This window comes from Microvirga sesbaniae (assembly GCF_025460805.1).
In the GTDB taxonomy this organism is placed as follows: domain Bacteria; phylum Pseudomonadota; class Alphaproteobacteria; order Rhizobiales; family Beijerinckiaceae; genus Microvirga; species Microvirga sesbaniae.
The window spans coordinates 38,624-53,944 of sequence record NZ_JAMXFJ010000008.1 but is presented as its reverse complement, the minus strand read 5'-3'; the positions used below and the strand labels follow the sequence as shown (position 1 = coordinate 53,944).

Sequence of the window (15,321 nt, the reverse complement as noted above, 5' to 3'; positions counted from 1 at the left end):
ATCACTCGCCTCTTGCCGGCCATCCCGATTGTCCGAGGCTCTAGACCGTACGATGGTCCTGAAGAACGAACCTCAGAAGAGCAAGGATCGCCTCGGCCTCGGAGGTTCCGTTTCGGAATGCGCCGGCACCGAAACGAGGATCCATCTCGTCTGGCGTCGCTTCCACATAGGCCATGGACCAGGTCGGAAATTCCCGCGCCCTGACAGGGACATAGTCGAGCAACGTCACATCCGCGTGGCGCCCGTCGCAGGCAATATGCCCGAACAGGCTTTTGACGGCGTGGGGTGGTCCCTCCAGGACCTGCGCAAACCGGCGGAGGTCGAACAACAAGGCGCCGGAGATGCCGGTTCGCCTGTTCCATTCGCGCGCCCACGCCAGAATCCGCCGGATCTCGTCAGCCACGGCTTGCGGTTCGACATCAATGGTCATCCGACTGCTGTAGATGAGCCGGCACAGGTCCGGCGGGGCTTCCTGCTCAAGATCCATTCTCACTTGCACGTTCGCGCTCACAATTGCCCAGGTATCAGAACGGAAAGGTCTTAGCAGACATGAGCGTTCGGTCCCTCACATAAGCTATGGTACGCGACCATAAGGTTGGGTAAGGACTGATTGAAGCCCACGAACCCTGCCGGACGCCGTTCGATGGGCCCCCATGAGCAGGCTCTGTCACTATCCCGAGATGTCAGCCTGCGACGGGGACACGCAGCAGGATCGCCTCCATCGGCTCCACGAGGCTTTCGGCATCATGTGCTCCATCGCCCGCCTGATCTGGCGTGAGGAGCCAGGCTGGAGGTCTCCGGATAATCCCAAGCAGTGCCGATCGGATGGATCCGTCGTGGCGCTCAGAGACTCCAAAGGAACCCTCGACGTGCTCTGACGGGATGCACAGCATCGAGATCGTTACAATGTTCCGGCAGAACTCGCCTGGGAGGCCATGCCGGAGCCGCGCTCCAACATGACGCACCAGGTGAACGAGACATATCTTCGGGAGGTTCATCGGCCATGGCGCACCGATCCGGCCTAGAATTCGAGGGCCATGATCGGCGGGTGGTGCGGCAAACGAGTCCGGGGGAGTGATTTCGGGCGAAGTTCCTGCTAGAGGGCAGCTATGCCAAATGCCGTTCGAAACCGTTCAGAGACGATCTATTGCACTATCCTTTTCCTCCCAATGAAAGTGCACGTTTAGAAGCCCTTCGCCGGCTCTCGATCCTCCATATGCCTCCGTCTCCGGCCCTGGAGCGGATTTGTCGTGTCGCTCAGAAACTTCTCGAGATCCCGATCGTCCTCGTCACGTTGGTTGATGCGGAGCGCGTCCGATTCAAGGCCGGGCTCGGCCTCGGCGACCTCGCCGAACCGCCCCGCGAGCATGCATTCTGCGCCTACACGATCCTGCATGACGTGGCTTTCGTGGTGCCGGACGCGAAGGTGGATCGCCAATTCGCATCCTATCCTTATGTCGACGGTGGACCGCAGATCCGGTTTTACGCTGGAGCGCCCCTGATCACCGAGCCGGGCATCCGACTCGGTTCCCTGTGTGTTCTCGATACCAAACCGCGCCAGTTCACGCCTGACCACACCGCCATGCTGCGGGGCCTCAGCCGCCTTGTCGTCGATGAAATCTGGCTCCATCACCTGGAGCAGAGCGGTCGCGTCGATCGCGACCTTGCGTCCCTTCCCCATGAGCAGCCCGAACTCGCCTTTATGCTCGACAGACCACTCACGGGAGCCCAGGTCAGAGCAGCCCGGGCCCTGCTGAACTGGTCCGTCCGGGAGCTGGCGGAGGCCTCCGGCGTGTCGCCGATGACGGTCAAACGCATCGAGGCTCAAGGAGGCGACACGGTTCGCAGGGAAAGCCTGAAGGCTGTCGAACAGGCTCTGGACCGGGCCGGCATAGGGTTCCGGTCCTCCTCCGACCTTCGGTGCGGAGTTGGGTTCCGGGCCGACCGGCGCGTCGATCGACAGGTCCGCGAACCGACCTAGAGCATCGGACGGACCCAGAGGGCCGCGTCAGCGACCCGAAGGGCCACGCCAGTGAAAAGTGGATCCGGTTCACCGTCAAACAATGCGGCTCGGCAAAGAAGAGAGATGATTCCTCATGAGGGGAAGCAGCTCTCAGTTTCACGTCTCAATCTTCACGCCTCATTAAAGCTTTCTGATCATTCTGGGCTCAGTGCAGTCGAAGGACGAGCTTTCGATTCTTGCCAGCCGGCGCCTTCGACTCTCACTGAGGGGGATCGTGTGAGCGCCCAATGCCGATTGGGGCCGACGATGTTCATGTTCCGCCTAGCCCATGAGACGAATGCCAAACTGTCTGCCCTGGATCGTTCGCAAGCTATCATCGAGTTCAAGCTCGATGGCACCATCCTGACGGCCAACAGCAACTTCCTGTCGGTCATGGGGTACAGTCTGGCCGAGATCAAGGGCAGGCACCACAGTCTCTTCGTCGATCAGGCCACCCGTGAGACGCGGGAGTACAGGGAGTTCTGGACCTCGCTCAACCGGGGCGAGTTCCAATCCGGCGAATACAGGCGAATGACCAAAGAAGGCCGCGAGGTATGGATCCAGGCCTCTTACAACCCGATTCTGGGGCGCGACGGCAAGCCAACCAAGGTGGTGAAGTTCGCAACAGACGTCACGCAAGCGAAACGTCGGAATGCCGAGTTCGAGAGCCAAATCAACGCGATCGTTCGGTCGCAGGCCGTCATCGAGTTCGATCTCGATGGAACCATCTTGTCCGCAAACGAGAACTTCCTGACTGCCTTAGGCTACCGGTCAGACGAAATCATGGGCCGCCATCACGGCATGTTCGTCGAGCCGCCGTATCGGGACAGCCCCGAATACCGTGAGTTCTGGGCTTCCCTGGGCCGCGGTGAGTTCAAATCCGGCGAATACAAGCGCGTGGGGCGGGGCGGCAAAGAAGTCTGGATCCAGGCTTCGTACAACCCGATTTTCGACATGAGCGGCCGCCCGCACAAGGTGATCAAGTTTGCAACCGACATCACGGCGCAGGTGACGGAGCGGCTCAGGCGGGCCGAACTGCAGAAATCCATCGCCGTCGATCTGGGCGAGATCACGAATGCTGTTGCGAATGTCACCGAGCAGACCTCGGACGCGGCTGACGCCTCCGGTGAAACCTCCCTGAATGTCCAAGCCGTGGCGGCCGGTGCAGAAGAACTCGCAGCCTCCGTGCACGAGATCAGTCAGCAGGTCAGTCATGCGCTCGCAATTTCGACAGAGGCCGTCGCCCAAGGTCAACAGACCAGTGCCATCGTGTCGGGATTGACGACGTCCGCGCAGAAGATCGGCGAAATCGTTACGCTCATCGACAAGATCGCCTCTCAGACCAACCTGCTGGCGCTCAACGCCACCATCGAGGCGGCCCGTGCCGGGGAAGCTGGCCGAGGGTTTGCCGTCGTCGCCTCGGAAGTCAAGGATCTGGCCACGCAGACGGCGAAGGCCACCGAGGAGATCAGCGGACAGATCGAACGAACGCAGATCGCGACCCGCCAGGTCGTCGATGCCATCGATCTGATCACGACCACGGTCGTGAAGATCAACGAGATCTCGGTTGCCGTCGCAGCTGCGATCGAAGAGCAGTCCGCAGTGACACGCGAGATGTCGATCAGCATGCAGACGGCCTCGCACCGTGTCTCGTCGATCAGCGGCAGCATGACCGAGATTGTCCGCTCCGCCGAACTCGTCAGCACCGCAACGCGCAAGGTGCGGGAAGCATCGGCCGCCATGGCCTAGAGCACTGAAAAAGTGGGAACCGGCTTTGCGTGAAAAGATGCTTCAAACCAAAAGCTTGAACCATCGGGCGTGAGTTCGAGCACACGTCCTATGGTTCAGGCAAAGAAGAGAGATGTTTCCGCGTGAGGGGAAGCCGCTCTGGATTGAGCGCTTGTTGCGTGGCGGGTGGCTTTCGAGAACCTCGCACCGCCCCGCCTGAGTGACAGGGGCGTTCGAAGGCTCCTCTCACCGCTGCTGTCGCGGGACTCCTCCCGCAGACTGGACGGAAAGGCTGCCAGCCTCGATCCCGGCCGCCACGCTTCTTTCGAGATCGGATGTGTCGAGCCATGTGTGCAGGAAGCCTGCATTGAACGCATCGCCGGCTCCGGTGGTGTCGACCACGGTCACTGAGGGGGCCTGCACGGACAGGAAGGTGGAGCCCTGGGATGCGACAGCGCCATGTTCGCCACGCTTCAGCACGACCAGGGGAAAATGCTTCCGCAGATCGAGAAGGACGGCTTCCGTCGATGTCCCGCCTGTCAACGCTTCTCCCTCCTCGGCATTCGGGAGGAAGACGTCGATCCCGGCGCATCGATCGAAGAAATCCGTATCGCGACGGATCAACCGGTCGTCCCAGCTCGGATCGAGCGAGACCGTCAGCCCGCGCTCCTTCGCCATGGCGATCACGTCGGGATTGTCCTTGAGGGTCGCGAACTCCGCGATGTGCAGATGGGCGATGTCGGGCGCGGAAAGTGCCTCCTCCAGAGTGGCCGGCCGGGACGTTCCGGCACGCCGGGAGACGAAAGCTCGTTCGCCGTCCTTGACCAGGGCAACGGTCGGCTGGGGCCCGGCATCGTCCGACCGTTCGACGAAGGCGAGGTCGACACCGCTCCCTTCAAGCTCAGCTCTGAGGCTCTCCGACAAAGGGTCCGTTCCCAGGCGTGTGAGCAGCGCGACCGGCCGGCCGAGAGACGCCACATGAGCTGCCGTGATGTAGGCGCCGCCGCCCGCGACAATGGTCACGGCTTCCGCGAAACGCTCGCGCCCGAGCACCGGCATTTCCTGAAGGCCCGTGAAGATGATGTCGCAATAGGTTCGCCCAAGGCACAGCACCTTGGTCCGCTTGGAGTCTCTTCCCGTCATTGGACAGCCAGTGTTCTCTCTGTCGTCCTGTCGAAGTAATAGAGCCTCTCCGCCGGAGCGTGCAGAGTGAGTTGCTCACCGATTTTCGGGACCTCCCGCCCCGGCGCGGAGCCGACGATGGTCTGGTCTCCGCTTTCGATGTGGACGAGTGTCTCGGAGCCCAGGGTTTCCACGACGACGACCGTGCCCGATGCGGACATGCCCGATGATCCGGCCTCGGCCGGGGTGAAATCCTGCGGACGAATGCCGACCAGGATATCGGGTGTCGAGGGCGACAGGGATGGTACCTTCACGGAGCCCCCGATCGACAGATCGGCCCGACCTTCCTTCAACGATGCGGGGATCAGATTCATGGTCGGGCTGCCGATGAAGCGCGCCGTGAAGACGTCGACAGGCTTCTCGTAGAGTTCCAGGGGCGAGCCGACCTGCAGGATCCTGCCGTCCCGCATCACGACGATCCTGTCGGCCATGGTCATGGCTTCGACCTGGTCGTGGGTCACGAAGACGGACGTGGTGCCGAGCCGATGATGGAGCCGCTTGATTTCAATGCGCATTTGGGTGCGTAGCTGAGCATCAAGGTTGGAGAGAGGCTCGTCGAACAGGAATGCGGCAGGATCGCGGACCATGGCGCGTCCGATGGCGACGCGCTGGCGCTGACCGCCTGACAGCGCCGATGGACGGCGCTCCAGGAGATGCGAGAGGCCGAGGGTCTGCGCGACCTGTTCCACCCGCGCACGCTTCTCGCTCTTGGCCAGCTTCGAACGATAGAGGCCGAAGGCGATGTTGTCGGCAACGGTCATATGCGGATAGATGGCATAGTTCTGGAACACCATGGCGATGTTCCGGTCCTTGGGCTGGAGGTCGTTGACGACGCGGCCGTCGATTTTGATCTGCCCATCGCTGATCTCCTCAAGCCCGGCGATCATTCGCAGCGTCGTGGACTTGCCGCATCCCGAGGGGCCGACCAGGACGACGAACTCGCCGTCTTGGATCGCGAGGTCGATGCCATGGACGACGGCCGTCTGCCCATATCGCTTGACGAGTCGATCGATTTCAATGGTCGCCATCAGCGAGCTCCGAGAAGTGCATTGAAGCGGGTTCGAAGATCCCGGGCGCAGGCTTCAGCGCGGGTCTCGGTGTCCTTCAGCCGTGTGCCGATCTCTGCGATTTCCATCTTGTACCCTGCAATCGCGCGAGCCAATGCTCCCGGGGCCGGTCCGCCGAAACGGTCGCGGACGGCAACGAAGTTTTCGGGCGAGACGATTTCGCCGAACTGGGCCGGGGTGACCCGTGTTCCACGACCGGTACAGCGATGGAAGGCTTCCTGAAAAGCCTCGTAGCCATCGCCCGCGATGTCTCCTCCGATGGCGACGACGGATCGCGCAACCTCTGCCGCGATCTCGTGCGCTTCGCGGAAGGAGAGCCCCTCCAGGCGAAAGAGGCTGTCGGCGAGCTCCGTCACAGTGATGCAACTGCGGCGAATGTTCTGACGAACCCGATCGGCGTCGATGCGCAGGGACGGGATGAGGGCTGCGAGGAGATCAAGAACCCGGCCGCCGCTTTCGAAAGCGCCATAGCCGAAGCCCTGGCTTTCCCCTTCGCTGTCGTTCATGTCGGTGAAGGGCGTGTTGTGCATGATCGTCAGCATCGCCTGCGCCCGCCCGACGGTCTGGGACGACAGATGTCTCATATGCTCGATCGGAACCGGATTTCGCTTCTGCGGCATGATCGACGAGATCTGCACGAAGGCGTTGGGAACGTAGACCTGTCCGACCTCGAAGCTCGTCCAGAACTGGAGGTCCTGGATGAAGCGGCCGAGATGCAGGAAAATCAGTTCGATGGCGGAATACGTGGACGTGATGTAGTCGATCGAGGCAATGCAGCCGTAGGAATTCTGCAGGGGACGGCGGAAGCCGAGCAGATGGGCCATCAGGTCGCGATCGATGGGAAAGCCGCTCGTCGTGATCGCGGCGGCGCCCATCGGGCTCCGGTCGACGATGTCCCGTGCCGCTTCGAGACGGGCGATGTCGCGCAGCAGGGTCTCAAGGACGGCCGACAGGTAATGACCGAAGACGGTCGGCTGCGCGGGCTGACCATGGGTATAGGCAACGATCAGTGTCCCGCTTTCCCGCTCCGCTACGGATGCGAGGACGTCTGCCAGGCGCACCAAGCGCTCCAGCATCGGGTCGATGCGGTGCTTGAGGCCGAGCTTGAACAGCGTGTGGTCGATGTCGTTGCGCGAGCGTGCGGTATGCAGGCGCCCGGCAAGGTCCGGCCCGAGGCGGGCGCGCAACTGCTTTTCGATGAGGAAGAAGAAGTCTTCGACTTCGCCGGTGTAGGTCAGGGAGCTGACGTCGACCTCGCGGTCGATGGCTTCGAGCGCCTGGGCAATCGGCCGGGCCTGCTCCATCGTCAGGATTCCCGTCTCGTACAGCATCACTAGATGCGCCCTGTCGATGAGACGGAAGCCCTCCACGTGGTGATCCTTGGCGCCATCGAAGAGCGGACGCAGCACCGTCTCCTTGTAGACCGGATCCGGGAAGGTGGATGTGTCGTTGAAAGTGCCTGAGGTCATCGGCTTCAGCCTTTAAGTCCGGCCAGCATCACGCCTCGGACGATGTAGCGTTGGAGGAACAGGAAGATGACGAGCGTGGGAAGAGTGGCGATGCTTGCTCCCGTCATGATCTTCTCCCACTGGATGGATTGCTCGACCGCGAAGCTGGAGAGCCCGACCGGCAGGGTATAGAGCTCTGCACTCGTCGTCACGATGAGCGGCCAGAAGAAGGCCGTCCAGTTGCCGAGGAACGTGAAGATCGCAAGGGCCGACAAGGCGGGGGTCACGAGAGGCATGGCGATCTTCCACCAGATGGTGAACTCGTTCAGGCCGTCGATCCTCGCGGCCTCCAGGAAGTCGTCGGGAACGCTTTCGAAGAACTGCTTCATCAGGAAGGTCCCGAACGCCGTCATCATGCCTGGGAACATGATGCCCCAATAGCTGTCGAGCCAGCCGAACCGGCTCGCCATGAGGTACCAGGGCAGGACCAGCATTTCGGTCGGGATCATCAGGGTGGACAGAATGGCGATGAACACGATGTATCGGCCCCTGAACCTGAATTTCGCCAGGGTGTAGCCGACCAGACTGTCGAAGAACACGTTCGAGAGAGTGACGATCACCGCCACAATCGTGGAATTGATCAGCCAGCGCGTGAAGCGCCCGTCGCCCAGGATCTCGATGTAGTTGTCGAGGGTTGGCGCCGCCGGGATGACGCGAAGGTCGTAAACCTGCGAGGCGTCCTTGAGGGATGTGGAGAGCATGAAGAGGAGAGGCGTCACCATGATGATGCCGCCGATGAACAGGAGCGTCCAGGAGACGATCCGTCCGGGCCTGATCCGCGACATGGGGAGAGACCCGCGGGAGGATGCGACAGAGGTCATCAGCGGTCCCTCATGATGCGCAGCTGGACAAGGGAGATGACGAGGAGGATCACGAAGAGAACAACCGTCTGGGCAGCCGCGTACCCCATCTCGTAGGAGCTGAACGCGGTCTGGTAGATCATCAGCACGAGCGGCTTTGTCGAATTCAGCGGCCCGCCGGGATCGTTCGTGTTGATATTGTAGACCTGATCGAAGATCCGCAGAAACCCGATGGACGAGAACACGACCAGGAAGACCAGGGTCGGCTTGAGCAAGGGGATCGTGATCCTGCGCAGGATCGCGCCTTCTGAGAGACCGTCGATCCGCGCGGCTTCGTAATAGGTCACCGGAATGGCCCGCAACCCGGCCAGGAAGATGATGATCTGAAAGCCGAGCCCCGCCCAGACGGCCGGCGCGAGGACGGCCGGAAGCGCCTGGGTGGTCGAGCGAAGGAAGGGCTGCTGCGGAATGCCGAAACTCGCCAGGATGTCGTTGATCACGCCTATTGGAACGGGCTGGTAGAACCAGCGCCAGACCCATGCCATTGCGGCCGCCGTGGTGAGAAACGGCAGGAAGTACAAGGCGCGGATGAACGAGTGCATGAAGCGCACCCGGTCCAGATAATAGGCCACGGTGAACGAGATCAGCAGGCTGATCGGCGTACCGAGGATCAGGTAAAGGAATGTGTTGCGGAACACCTGCCAGAAGAGCGCGTCGGCAAGGAGCCTCTTGTAGTTCTCGAGCCCGACGAAGGCGGCAGGTCGCGTGATGGTCCAATCCGTCACGGACAGATAGAAGGCCTGAAATGTCGGCCAGAAGCGGATCACCACATAGAAGAGAAGAGGGACCGCAAGGAAGCCCCACGCCCAGATCCGCTGCTTCTGGCCAAGACTCATCCTCGACCAAAGGCCGCCGGCGGCGACCTGCTGATGTGCGATGACGGACATGGGATGTTCCCTGCGGTCTCGATGTGTCAGCGCTTGGCGCGATCGATGATCGCCTGCTCGGCTTCGGCCGCCTTGGCGAGCGAGGTCTTCGGATCCTCCCCGCCGATCAGGACCCGGTTCACCATATCGATGGCGCCCTGCCGCTGGGCCGTCTCGTCCTTGAACAGGGTCGTGTGGGAGTATTCCAGGCCTTTGAGGAATGGACCATAAACGGGATGGGCGATGTTCTCGGGCGTGAGAGCGGCGGCACGCCGCGCCGGCAGTTCGCCCACGACCTCCATCCAGATCTTCATGGCGTCAGGAGAGGAGACGTACTTCAGGAACTTCTCGGCGGCCGCGAGCTTTTCGCCCTCTGCCTTCGTGGTGATCGCGTTGGCGAAATAGCTGGCGTAGTTGCTGCGCACGCCCTGTGCATTGGCGGGAAGTTCGGTCACGCCCCACTCGAAGCTCTTGATGGTGCCGAACGAGCCGAGGCGGAAGGTGCCGTCGATGGTCATGGCTGCGAGGCCCGCGCGGAAGGCGGCCTGCCCTTCGTCCATGAAGCCCGTCTGGCCGACCTTATGCTTCTTTTGCAGATCGGTGTAGAAGGTGAGCGCCTTCAGGCCCGCTTCATCGTTGTAGGCGACCTTGGTGTCGTTGTCCGTGTAGGGCACACCGCCGAACTGGCGGATCAGGACTTCCCGCCACCATTGGTGGTCCTGCCCACCCATATCGAGCGTCATCCCCGCGGAGGTGATATTGCCGCTGCCATCGCGCTTGGTGGTCTTCTCGGCGGCTGCAACAAGCTCCTCAAGCGTCTTGGGCGGGTTGTTGGGGTCGAGGCCGGCATCCTTGAAGATCTTCTTGTTGTAGAAGAGCGCGAGGGAGCGAACCGCAGTCGGCAGGCCATAATAATCGTTGCCGCGCTTCATGGCGCTGATGATCGGGAAGAAATCACGCTCGATTTCCGCAGCCGGAAAAGCCTCGGCGCGAAGCGGGCGGATCATCTTGCCGGCGATGAAATTGTCGGTCCAACCATAGAAGAGCTGCACGACATCCGGTCCCTGACCGGCCAGGATCGCCGCGGCGACCTTCGTCTGGTAGTCGGCGTAGGGAAACGTGGTCTGCTTGACCTTGATGTCCGGATTGGCCTCCTGGAACTTCGCGATCAGCTGGGTCATCGCCTTGACGCGGGTGTCGAAGACATATTGCCAATATTCGATCTCGACGGCTTTTGCCCCTGAGGCAGCCAAGGTGACGACGCCTAGAGCGACGCTCGCGAGCATGTGACGAAAACGCATATCCCTCTCCATTCTGCAGGCGCCTGGGCGCCGAAAGATCTCTGGCGGCGGCCTTCGAACGGGCCTTTCCGGGGTCAAGGCTCCTCCAGAGAGACGAGCCTGTCAATAAGATAATTAACTTGAGTTATTCATTACTTCAGGTCATCGTCGCTTTGGTGGAGTGGTCGAGATGCCGAGAAAAGGAAAATCAGGAGCGCCATCGACGATCGGAAGCAATCCGGAGCGGAACCGCTTCCACAACCGACGCGTGGTGCTGGACGTGGTCCGGCAACTGGGGCCGGTCGGAAGAATGGAGATCTCACGCCACGCGCATCTGAGCACTCAAGCCGTCTCGAACATTGTTGAGGATCTTGTCGCCGACGGGCTGCTGATCAGAACAGGCCGGCTCCGCGTGGGGCGCGGCCTGCCGCCGATCCAATTCGCCGTGAACCCGAACGGCGGGATGACGGCCGGGGTCGAGATCGCGGCCGATCATGTCTGCACGCTCCTGATCGACATCGGCGGGCGCATTCGGGCCCAGCGCCACATCCCGATCCCGCGGAACGACCCTGAAACCGTGCTTCCCGTCATCAAGGCCGAGATCGAGGCCGCGCAGGCGCAGTTGAAGCCTCCCGTGCCGCAGCTCCTCGGTGTCGGGGTCGTGATGCCTGGGCCGTTCAATGTGGAGGGCATGACGTCCGTCGGGCCCACCACCCTGTCCGGGTGGCTGGATTTCGATGCGGTCGCCCATATCGGCGGCATGCTGGGAGTGCCCGTGACGCTGGAGAACGATGCCACTGCCGCCGCCGTGGGCGAACGCCTCCATGGCGTGGCCAAGGATCTGAAGACCTTCTGCCTGATCTATTTCGGGCAAGGACTGGGTTTGGGCATCATGATCGATGGCCGTCCGTACCGTGGGGCGAACGGCAATGCAGGCGAGATCGGGCACGTGCTGGTGGAGAAGGGAGGACGCCTCTGCTCGTGCGGTCAGAGGGGCTGCCTTGAAGCTTACGCCTCCTTCCATTCGCTCGCTCAACAATTGGAAGCCGCCGGAGTTCATGCCATCGACGACGCGGAACTCGAGCGCTTGCACCGCGAGAGGCATCCCGTCGTTCTCGCGTGGATCCAGGAATCCGCCGGGTATCTGGCTCCGCAGGTCGCAATGCTCGAAAACCTCTTCGATCCGGAGGCCATTGTCCTCGGCGGCGTTCTCCCGCCCGGATTGCTGGAAGATCTCGTAGAGGCCATGCAGCCCCTTCCCCTGTCGGTCGCCCGGCACAGGAACCGGAGCGAGGCGCGCCTGATCCATGGGCGGACCGGCCGCTCGACGGCGGCGCTCGGCGCGGCGGCGCTGCCGCTCCTCGAGACCATGACCCCGCGTCTCGATAAGGCTCATGCCGCCCGACGTGAACAACCGACCGAGGAGATCTCCCTTGCTGGATGACCGTCGCCGTCTCGCCCGTGCCGTTCACCAGCCGGCCCTCGTTCGCCTGCACCGGGCCCTGAGCCGGCTTCCCTCCGTGCTCACCGTGATGAACACGGGCGCACATCCGGACGACGAGATCAACGGGATGCTGGCGGCCTTTCGCTTTGCCTACGGCATGCGGATCGTGGTCGCGTGCTCGACGCGAGGTGAGGGGGGGCAGAACGCTCTCGGCCCGGAGCGAGGCGGAGCGCTTGGCGTTCTCCGAACGGCCGAGATGGAGGAGGCGGCGCGGCGCATCGATGCCGACGTGGCATGGCTGGGTCATGGGCCCGACGATCCGGTTCACGATTTCGGGTTCTCCAAGAACGGTGACGACACCCTGCGGAGATGGGGCGAGGAGCGGATCGTCGAACGGCTCGTCCGGGCCTATCGGCAGGTTCGACCCGACATCGTGATCCCGACGTTCCTGGACGTGCCCGGACAGCACGGCCATCACCGGGCCATGACGCGTGCCGCCGAAGCGGCGCTGGCATTGGCCGCCGACCCGGCGGCGTTTCCCGAGCACGCCGCACAGGGCCTCGCACCCTGGCGGGTTTCCAAGTTCTATCTTCCGGCATGGTCGGGCGCGGGCTACGCCTATGACGATGAGGTGCCGCCTCCGCCGGCAACGCTCAGCGTTGAGATCGCCGGTGGCGATCCGGTCACCGGCTTGGCCTATCGCCAGCTCGGGGAGTGGTCCCGCGCCGCGCATGCGTCCCAGGGAATGGGGGTGTGGCGGGACAATCCGGTCGATCAATGGGCGCTTCACCTGAAGATCCAGGCCGGCGCCGCGCCGGGGGCAGAGCGGGATATCCGCGATCATCTGCCTGCAAGCCTTGGCGATCTCGGCCGCCTGCCGGGATTGACGGAGACGCATGGCGGCTCTCTGCGGGAAGCGCAGGAGCTCATCGATGCCGCGCTGGCCGCATTCCCTGATCGTGCAAAAATCGGCAGGGCCCTGAGTGACGCGGCAAGGCTGATCGAGGACACGCGGAACAGCATGGACGGGCCTGCTCTCGACCCATGGGGGCACCGCCTCGACCGAAAGGTGCGGGAGATCGATGCCGCGCTCTTCGAAGCCCATGTGAAGGCCGCGAGAGCGATCTTTCGCGGAACGGCTCATCCGGGTGCCGAGATCGGCCTGGATGTGGCCGTCGATGCGCCCGGCCTCGCGAAGCTCTCCGTCACGCCGCGAGTTCCGCCCGGGATCCGGGCGACGGAAGTCTCCCGCGATGCGGGGTTCGTCCGCTATGCGGTCAGCATCCCTGAAACGGCTCCTCACACGGCAAACTATCCGGAAGCATTCGATCCTCTCGGCGGTCATGGTCAGGCCGGCATTCTCATCACGGGCGAGCTCCATGACCGCATCGTCCGGATCGATCTGGACACCGAAGAGCCATTGACGATCGGGCCATCTCATTCCCTCTCGCTCGAGCCAGGTTTCGCGGTGGTGAACTCCCTGAGCCCGGTCTCCGGGATCCGGGTGCGGACGACGGGAGCGAGCCCTGCGGACTGGCAGGTGCCGCCGGGTTGGAGCATCCGGCGCCAGGACGAAGAATGGATGATCGAGCCGCCCCATCGGGCGGAGCCCGGTCTGGCGAGTCTCATCCCAATCGTCGAGGGCAGGCCTGCCAGCACGGTGAGAGCCATTGCCTATCCTCATACCCGCCCGACAGCATATGTCGCACCGGCGGAGTTCAAGGTTCTGACCCTCGACCTTGCACTGCCGAACGACGCCCGTGTCGGTTATGTCGGCGGCGGAAGCGACAATGTCGGCCCGCATCTGCGCCTCCTCGGGCTCGATGTGACGGATCTGACCGAAGCCGATCTGAAGGACGGCTCTCTCTCGAAGTTTACCACCATCGTCATCGGCATCTTTGCTTTCGGGTTGAGGCGCGACCTTCAGTCCGCGACCGCGCGACTGCATCGGTTCGTGGAGGAGGGCGGTCATCTCGTGACGCTCTACCATCGCCCGACGGATGGCTGGGATCCGGATCGGACACCGCCCCGGCGCCTGTCCATCGGCTCGCCGTCCCTGCGGTGGCGCGTGACGGACCCTGCCGCCCCCGTGACAGTGCTGCGACCGGCTCATCGCCTGCTCTCGGCCCCGAACAGAATCGAGCCGAAGGATTGGCAGGGCTGGGACAAGGAGAGAGGTCTCTACTTCGCCGCCGATTACGACCCGGCCTATGAAGAGCTTCTGTCACTTCACGATCCCGGCGAGAGCCCGCTCATGGGTTCTCTGATCTCGGCTCCCGTCGGCCGAGGGCGGCACACCCATGTGGCGCTGGTGTTGCACCATCAGCTCGACAGGCTCGTTCCGGGGGCCTTCCGCCTCCTGGCGAACCTCGTTCAACCAGCCTGAGAGGACATGGCAGCCGAGTCGGAAGGCAGGTCGAGCCCGCCTCCTGTTCCGCTGTGGATCAGCGCAGGATGGCTCCTGCTCGACATGGCGCTGGTCACGACCATGCAGGCCATCGTCAAGGCCGAGGGCGAGACCTATCCGGCGGTCCAACTCGTTTTCCTGCGCTCGCTGGTGGGATTCCTATCGGTGACGCCGCTGGTCTGGCGCCACCGCGGGAAGCTGACCGACCTTTCGAACATTCGCGGCCATCTCGCTCGCGTAGCCTTCAATTCGGCGGCTCTCACCCTGAATTTCGCGGCCTTCGCGGCCTTGCCGCTGGCGTTGGTGACCGCGATCGGCTTCACGAGGCCTCTCGTGCTTCTGGCGATGGCAGCCGTCATGCTGGGAGAGCGCGTGAGCCGGACACGCTACGCTTTCACGGCACTCGGATTCCTCGGGGTCATCGTCATGGTGCGGCCCGACGCGATCCCGTGGAACATCGGCCTGCTCGCCGCTTTCGGATCCGTATTCTTCGGCTCCCTCGCGGTCATCCAGACGAGGCGTCTTGCCGGCCAGGACACCGTCGTCCTGATGCTCTTCTACACGGTCGGCCTGACGCTCCTGACGGCGATCCCAGCCGCACTCGTCTGGGTGCCGATCCCATGGAGCGAAGCACCGGATATCATCCTCGTCGGCGTCCTGGCGCAGCTGGGTCAATATTGCTGGCTGCAGGCCTATCAAAAGCAGGAGGCTCGCCTCCTGGCGCCCATCGGCTATCTGTCGATCCTCTTCTCCGGATTCGCGGGATGGCTCTACTTCGGCGAGATCCCGTCCCTGTCCATGTGTGCCGGCGCGGCGATCGTGGTTCTCACCACCGTGCTGGCGACACCGGCCGAGCGCTGGCTGAAGAATGCCAACAGGGCGTGAGGACAGGGCCCTGGCGATCATCCCCGTCGCCCTGTCGGATTCCTTGTCATTCAAGCGGTGAGACGGCGATCGAGGTGCCGGGGCAAGCCGGG

The 15,321-nt window shown here is 62.9% G+C and carries 13 protein-coding genes; 6 read left to right on the top strand and 7 right to left on the bottom strand.

Annotated elements, in window-relative coordinates:
* Nucleotides 1-40: 40 nt before the first annotated feature.
* On the bottom strand, nucleotides 41-487 hold the full coding sequence (locus OCW50_RS13410) for a BLUF domain-containing protein (RefSeq protein ID WP_262297885.1): 447 nt from the start codon (nucleotides 485-487) through the stop codon (nucleotides 41-43).
* 166 nt (nucleotides 488-653) lie between these two features.
* Between OCW50_RS13410 and OCW50_RS13405 the strand changes: the two genes are divergently transcribed.
* The 3 genes from OCW50_RS13405 (at nucleotide 654) to OCW50_RS13395 (ending at nucleotide 3,751) form a co-directional block, all read left to right on the top strand.
* Nucleotides 654-878, top strand: a complete 225-nt coding sequence (locus OCW50_RS13405; protein ID WP_262297884.1) for a hypothetical protein — start codon at nucleotides 654-656, stop codon at nucleotides 876-878.
* A 338-nt stretch (nucleotides 879-1,216) separates the two neighbouring features.
* Nucleotides 1,217-1,981, top strand: coding sequence for a GAF domain-containing protein (locus OCW50_RS13400; RefSeq protein WP_262297883.1), 765 nt, complete (start codon nucleotides 1,217-1,219; stop codon nucleotides 1,979-1,981).
* Between the two features lie 288 nt (nucleotides 1,982-2,269).
* Nucleotides 2,270-3,751 (top strand): methyl-accepting chemotaxis protein, encoded by a 1,482-nt coding sequence (locus OCW50_RS13395; protein ID WP_262297996.1) that lies wholly within the window; start codon nucleotides 2,270-2,272, stop codon nucleotides 3,749-3,751.
* A gap of 225 nt (nucleotides 3,752-3,976) precedes the next feature.
* Here OCW50_RS13395 and OCW50_RS13390 read toward each other — a convergent pair whose 3' ends face one another.
* Genes OCW50_RS13390 through OCW50_RS13365 form a run of 6 tightly spaced genes read right to left on the bottom strand, consistent with a single transcriptional unit; the run spans nucleotide 3,977 to nucleotide 10,526 of the window.
* On the bottom strand, nucleotides 3,977-4,873 hold the full coding sequence (locus OCW50_RS13390; RefSeq protein WP_262297882.1) for a carbohydrate kinase family protein: 897 nt from the start codon (nucleotides 4,871-4,873) through the stop codon (nucleotides 3,977-3,979).
* The gene (locus OCW50_RS13385; RefSeq protein ID WP_262297881.1) at nucleotides 4,870-5,940 is read right to left on the bottom strand and encodes an ABC transporter ATP-binding protein; all 1,071 of its coding nucleotides are present in this window, start codon (nucleotides 5,938-5,940) and stop codon (nucleotides 4,870-4,872) included. Before OCW50_RS13385 ends, OCW50_RS13390 begins: the two co-directional genes overlap by 4 nt.
* Nucleotides 5,940-7,448 (bottom strand): argininosuccinate lyase, encoded by a 1,509-nt coding sequence (argH, locus tag OCW50_RS13380; RefSeq protein ID WP_262297880.1) that lies wholly within the window; start codon nucleotides 7,446-7,448, stop codon nucleotides 5,940-5,942. The genes OCW50_RS13385 and argH overlap by 1 nt, the downstream gene beginning before the upstream one ends.
* Nucleotides 7,449-7,453: 5 nt before the next feature.
* Nucleotides 7,454-8,308, bottom strand: coding sequence for a carbohydrate ABC transporter permease (locus OCW50_RS13375; RefSeq protein WP_262297879.1), 855 nt, complete (start codon nucleotides 8,306-8,308; stop codon nucleotides 7,454-7,456).
* Nucleotides 8,308-9,234, bottom strand: a complete 927-nt coding sequence (locus OCW50_RS13370) for a carbohydrate ABC transporter permease (protein ID WP_262297878.1) — start codon at nucleotides 9,232-9,234, stop codon at nucleotides 8,308-8,310. Before OCW50_RS13370 ends, OCW50_RS13375 begins: the two co-directional genes overlap by 1 nt.
* 26 nt (nucleotides 9,235-9,260) lie before the next feature.
* Nucleotides 9,261-10,526 (bottom strand): sugar ABC transporter substrate-binding protein, encoded by a 1,266-nt coding sequence (locus OCW50_RS13365; protein ID WP_373371384.1) that lies wholly within the window; start codon nucleotides 10,524-10,526, stop codon nucleotides 9,261-9,263.
* 157 nt (nucleotides 10,527-10,683) lie between these two features.
* On the opposite strand from OCW50_RS13365, the gene OCW50_RS13360 reads away from it, so the two are divergent.
* From OCW50_RS13360 to OCW50_RS13350, 3 genes are read left to right on the top strand one after another with little or no spacing between them, the layout of a single operon-like run.
* Complete coding sequence (locus OCW50_RS13360; protein WP_262297877.1) at nucleotides 10,684-11,937, top strand: ROK family transcriptional regulator; 1,254 nt, start codon at nucleotides 10,684-10,686, stop codon at nucleotides 11,935-11,937.
* The gene (locus tag OCW50_RS13355; protein WP_262297876.1) at nucleotides 11,927-14,323 is read left to right on the top strand and encodes a PIG-L family deacetylase; all 2,397 of its coding nucleotides are present in this window, start codon (nucleotides 11,927-11,929) and stop codon (nucleotides 14,321-14,323) included. The genes OCW50_RS13360 and OCW50_RS13355 overlap by 11 nt, the downstream gene beginning before the upstream one ends.
* A gap of 6 nt (nucleotides 14,324-14,329) precedes the next feature.
* The gene (locus tag OCW50_RS13350; protein WP_262297875.1) at nucleotides 14,330-15,229 is read left to right on the top strand and encodes a DMT family transporter; all 900 of its coding nucleotides are present in this window, start codon (nucleotides 14,330-14,332) and stop codon (nucleotides 15,227-15,229) included.
* Nucleotides 15,230-15,321 lie beyond the last annotated feature (92 nt).

Coding starts and splice junctions, on each gene's coding strand:
- OCW50_RS13410 (WP_262297885.1), bottom strand. CDS start 487: ATGGATCTTGAGCAGGAAGCCCCGCCGGACCTGTGCCGGCTCATCTAC.
- OCW50_RS13405 (WP_262297884.1), top strand. CDS start 654: ATGAGCAGGCTCTGTCACTATCCCGAGATGTCAGCCTGCGACGGGGAC.
- OCW50_RS13400 (WP_262297883.1), top strand. CDS start 1,217: ATGCCTCCGTCTCCGGCCCTGGAGCGGATTTGTCGTGTCGCTCAGAAA.
- OCW50_RS13395 (WP_262297996.1), top strand. CDS start 2,270: ATGTTCATGTTCCGCCTAGCCCATGAGACGAATGCCAAACTGTCTGCC.
- OCW50_RS13390 (WP_262297882.1), bottom strand. CDS start 4,873: ATGACGGGAAGAGACTCCAAGCGGACCAAGGTGCTGTGCCTTGGGCGA.
- OCW50_RS13385 (WP_262297881.1), bottom strand. CDS start 5,940: ATGGCGACCATTGAAATCGATCGACTCGTCAAGCGATATGGGCAGACG.
- argH (WP_262297880.1), bottom strand. CDS start 7,448: ATGACCTCAGGCACTTTCAACGACACATCCACCTTCCCGGATCCGGTC.
- OCW50_RS13375 (WP_262297879.1), bottom strand. CDS start 8,308: ATGACCTCTGTCGCATCCTCCCGCGGGTCTCTCCCCATGTCGCGGATC.
- OCW50_RS13370 (WP_262297878.1), bottom strand. CDS start 9,234: ATGTCCGTCATCGCACATCAGCAGGTCGCCGCCGGCGGCCTTTGGTCG.
- OCW50_RS13365 (WP_373371384.1), bottom strand. CDS start 10,526: ATGGAGAGGGATATGCGTTTTCGTCACATGCTCGCGAGCGTCGCTCTA.
- OCW50_RS13360 (WP_262297877.1), top strand. CDS start 10,684: ATGCCGAGAAAAGGAAAATCAGGAGCGCCATCGACGATCGGAAGCAAT.
- OCW50_RS13350 (WP_262297875.1), top strand. CDS start 14,330: ATGGCAGCCGAGTCGGAAGGCAGGTCGAGCCCGCCTCCTGTTCCGCTG.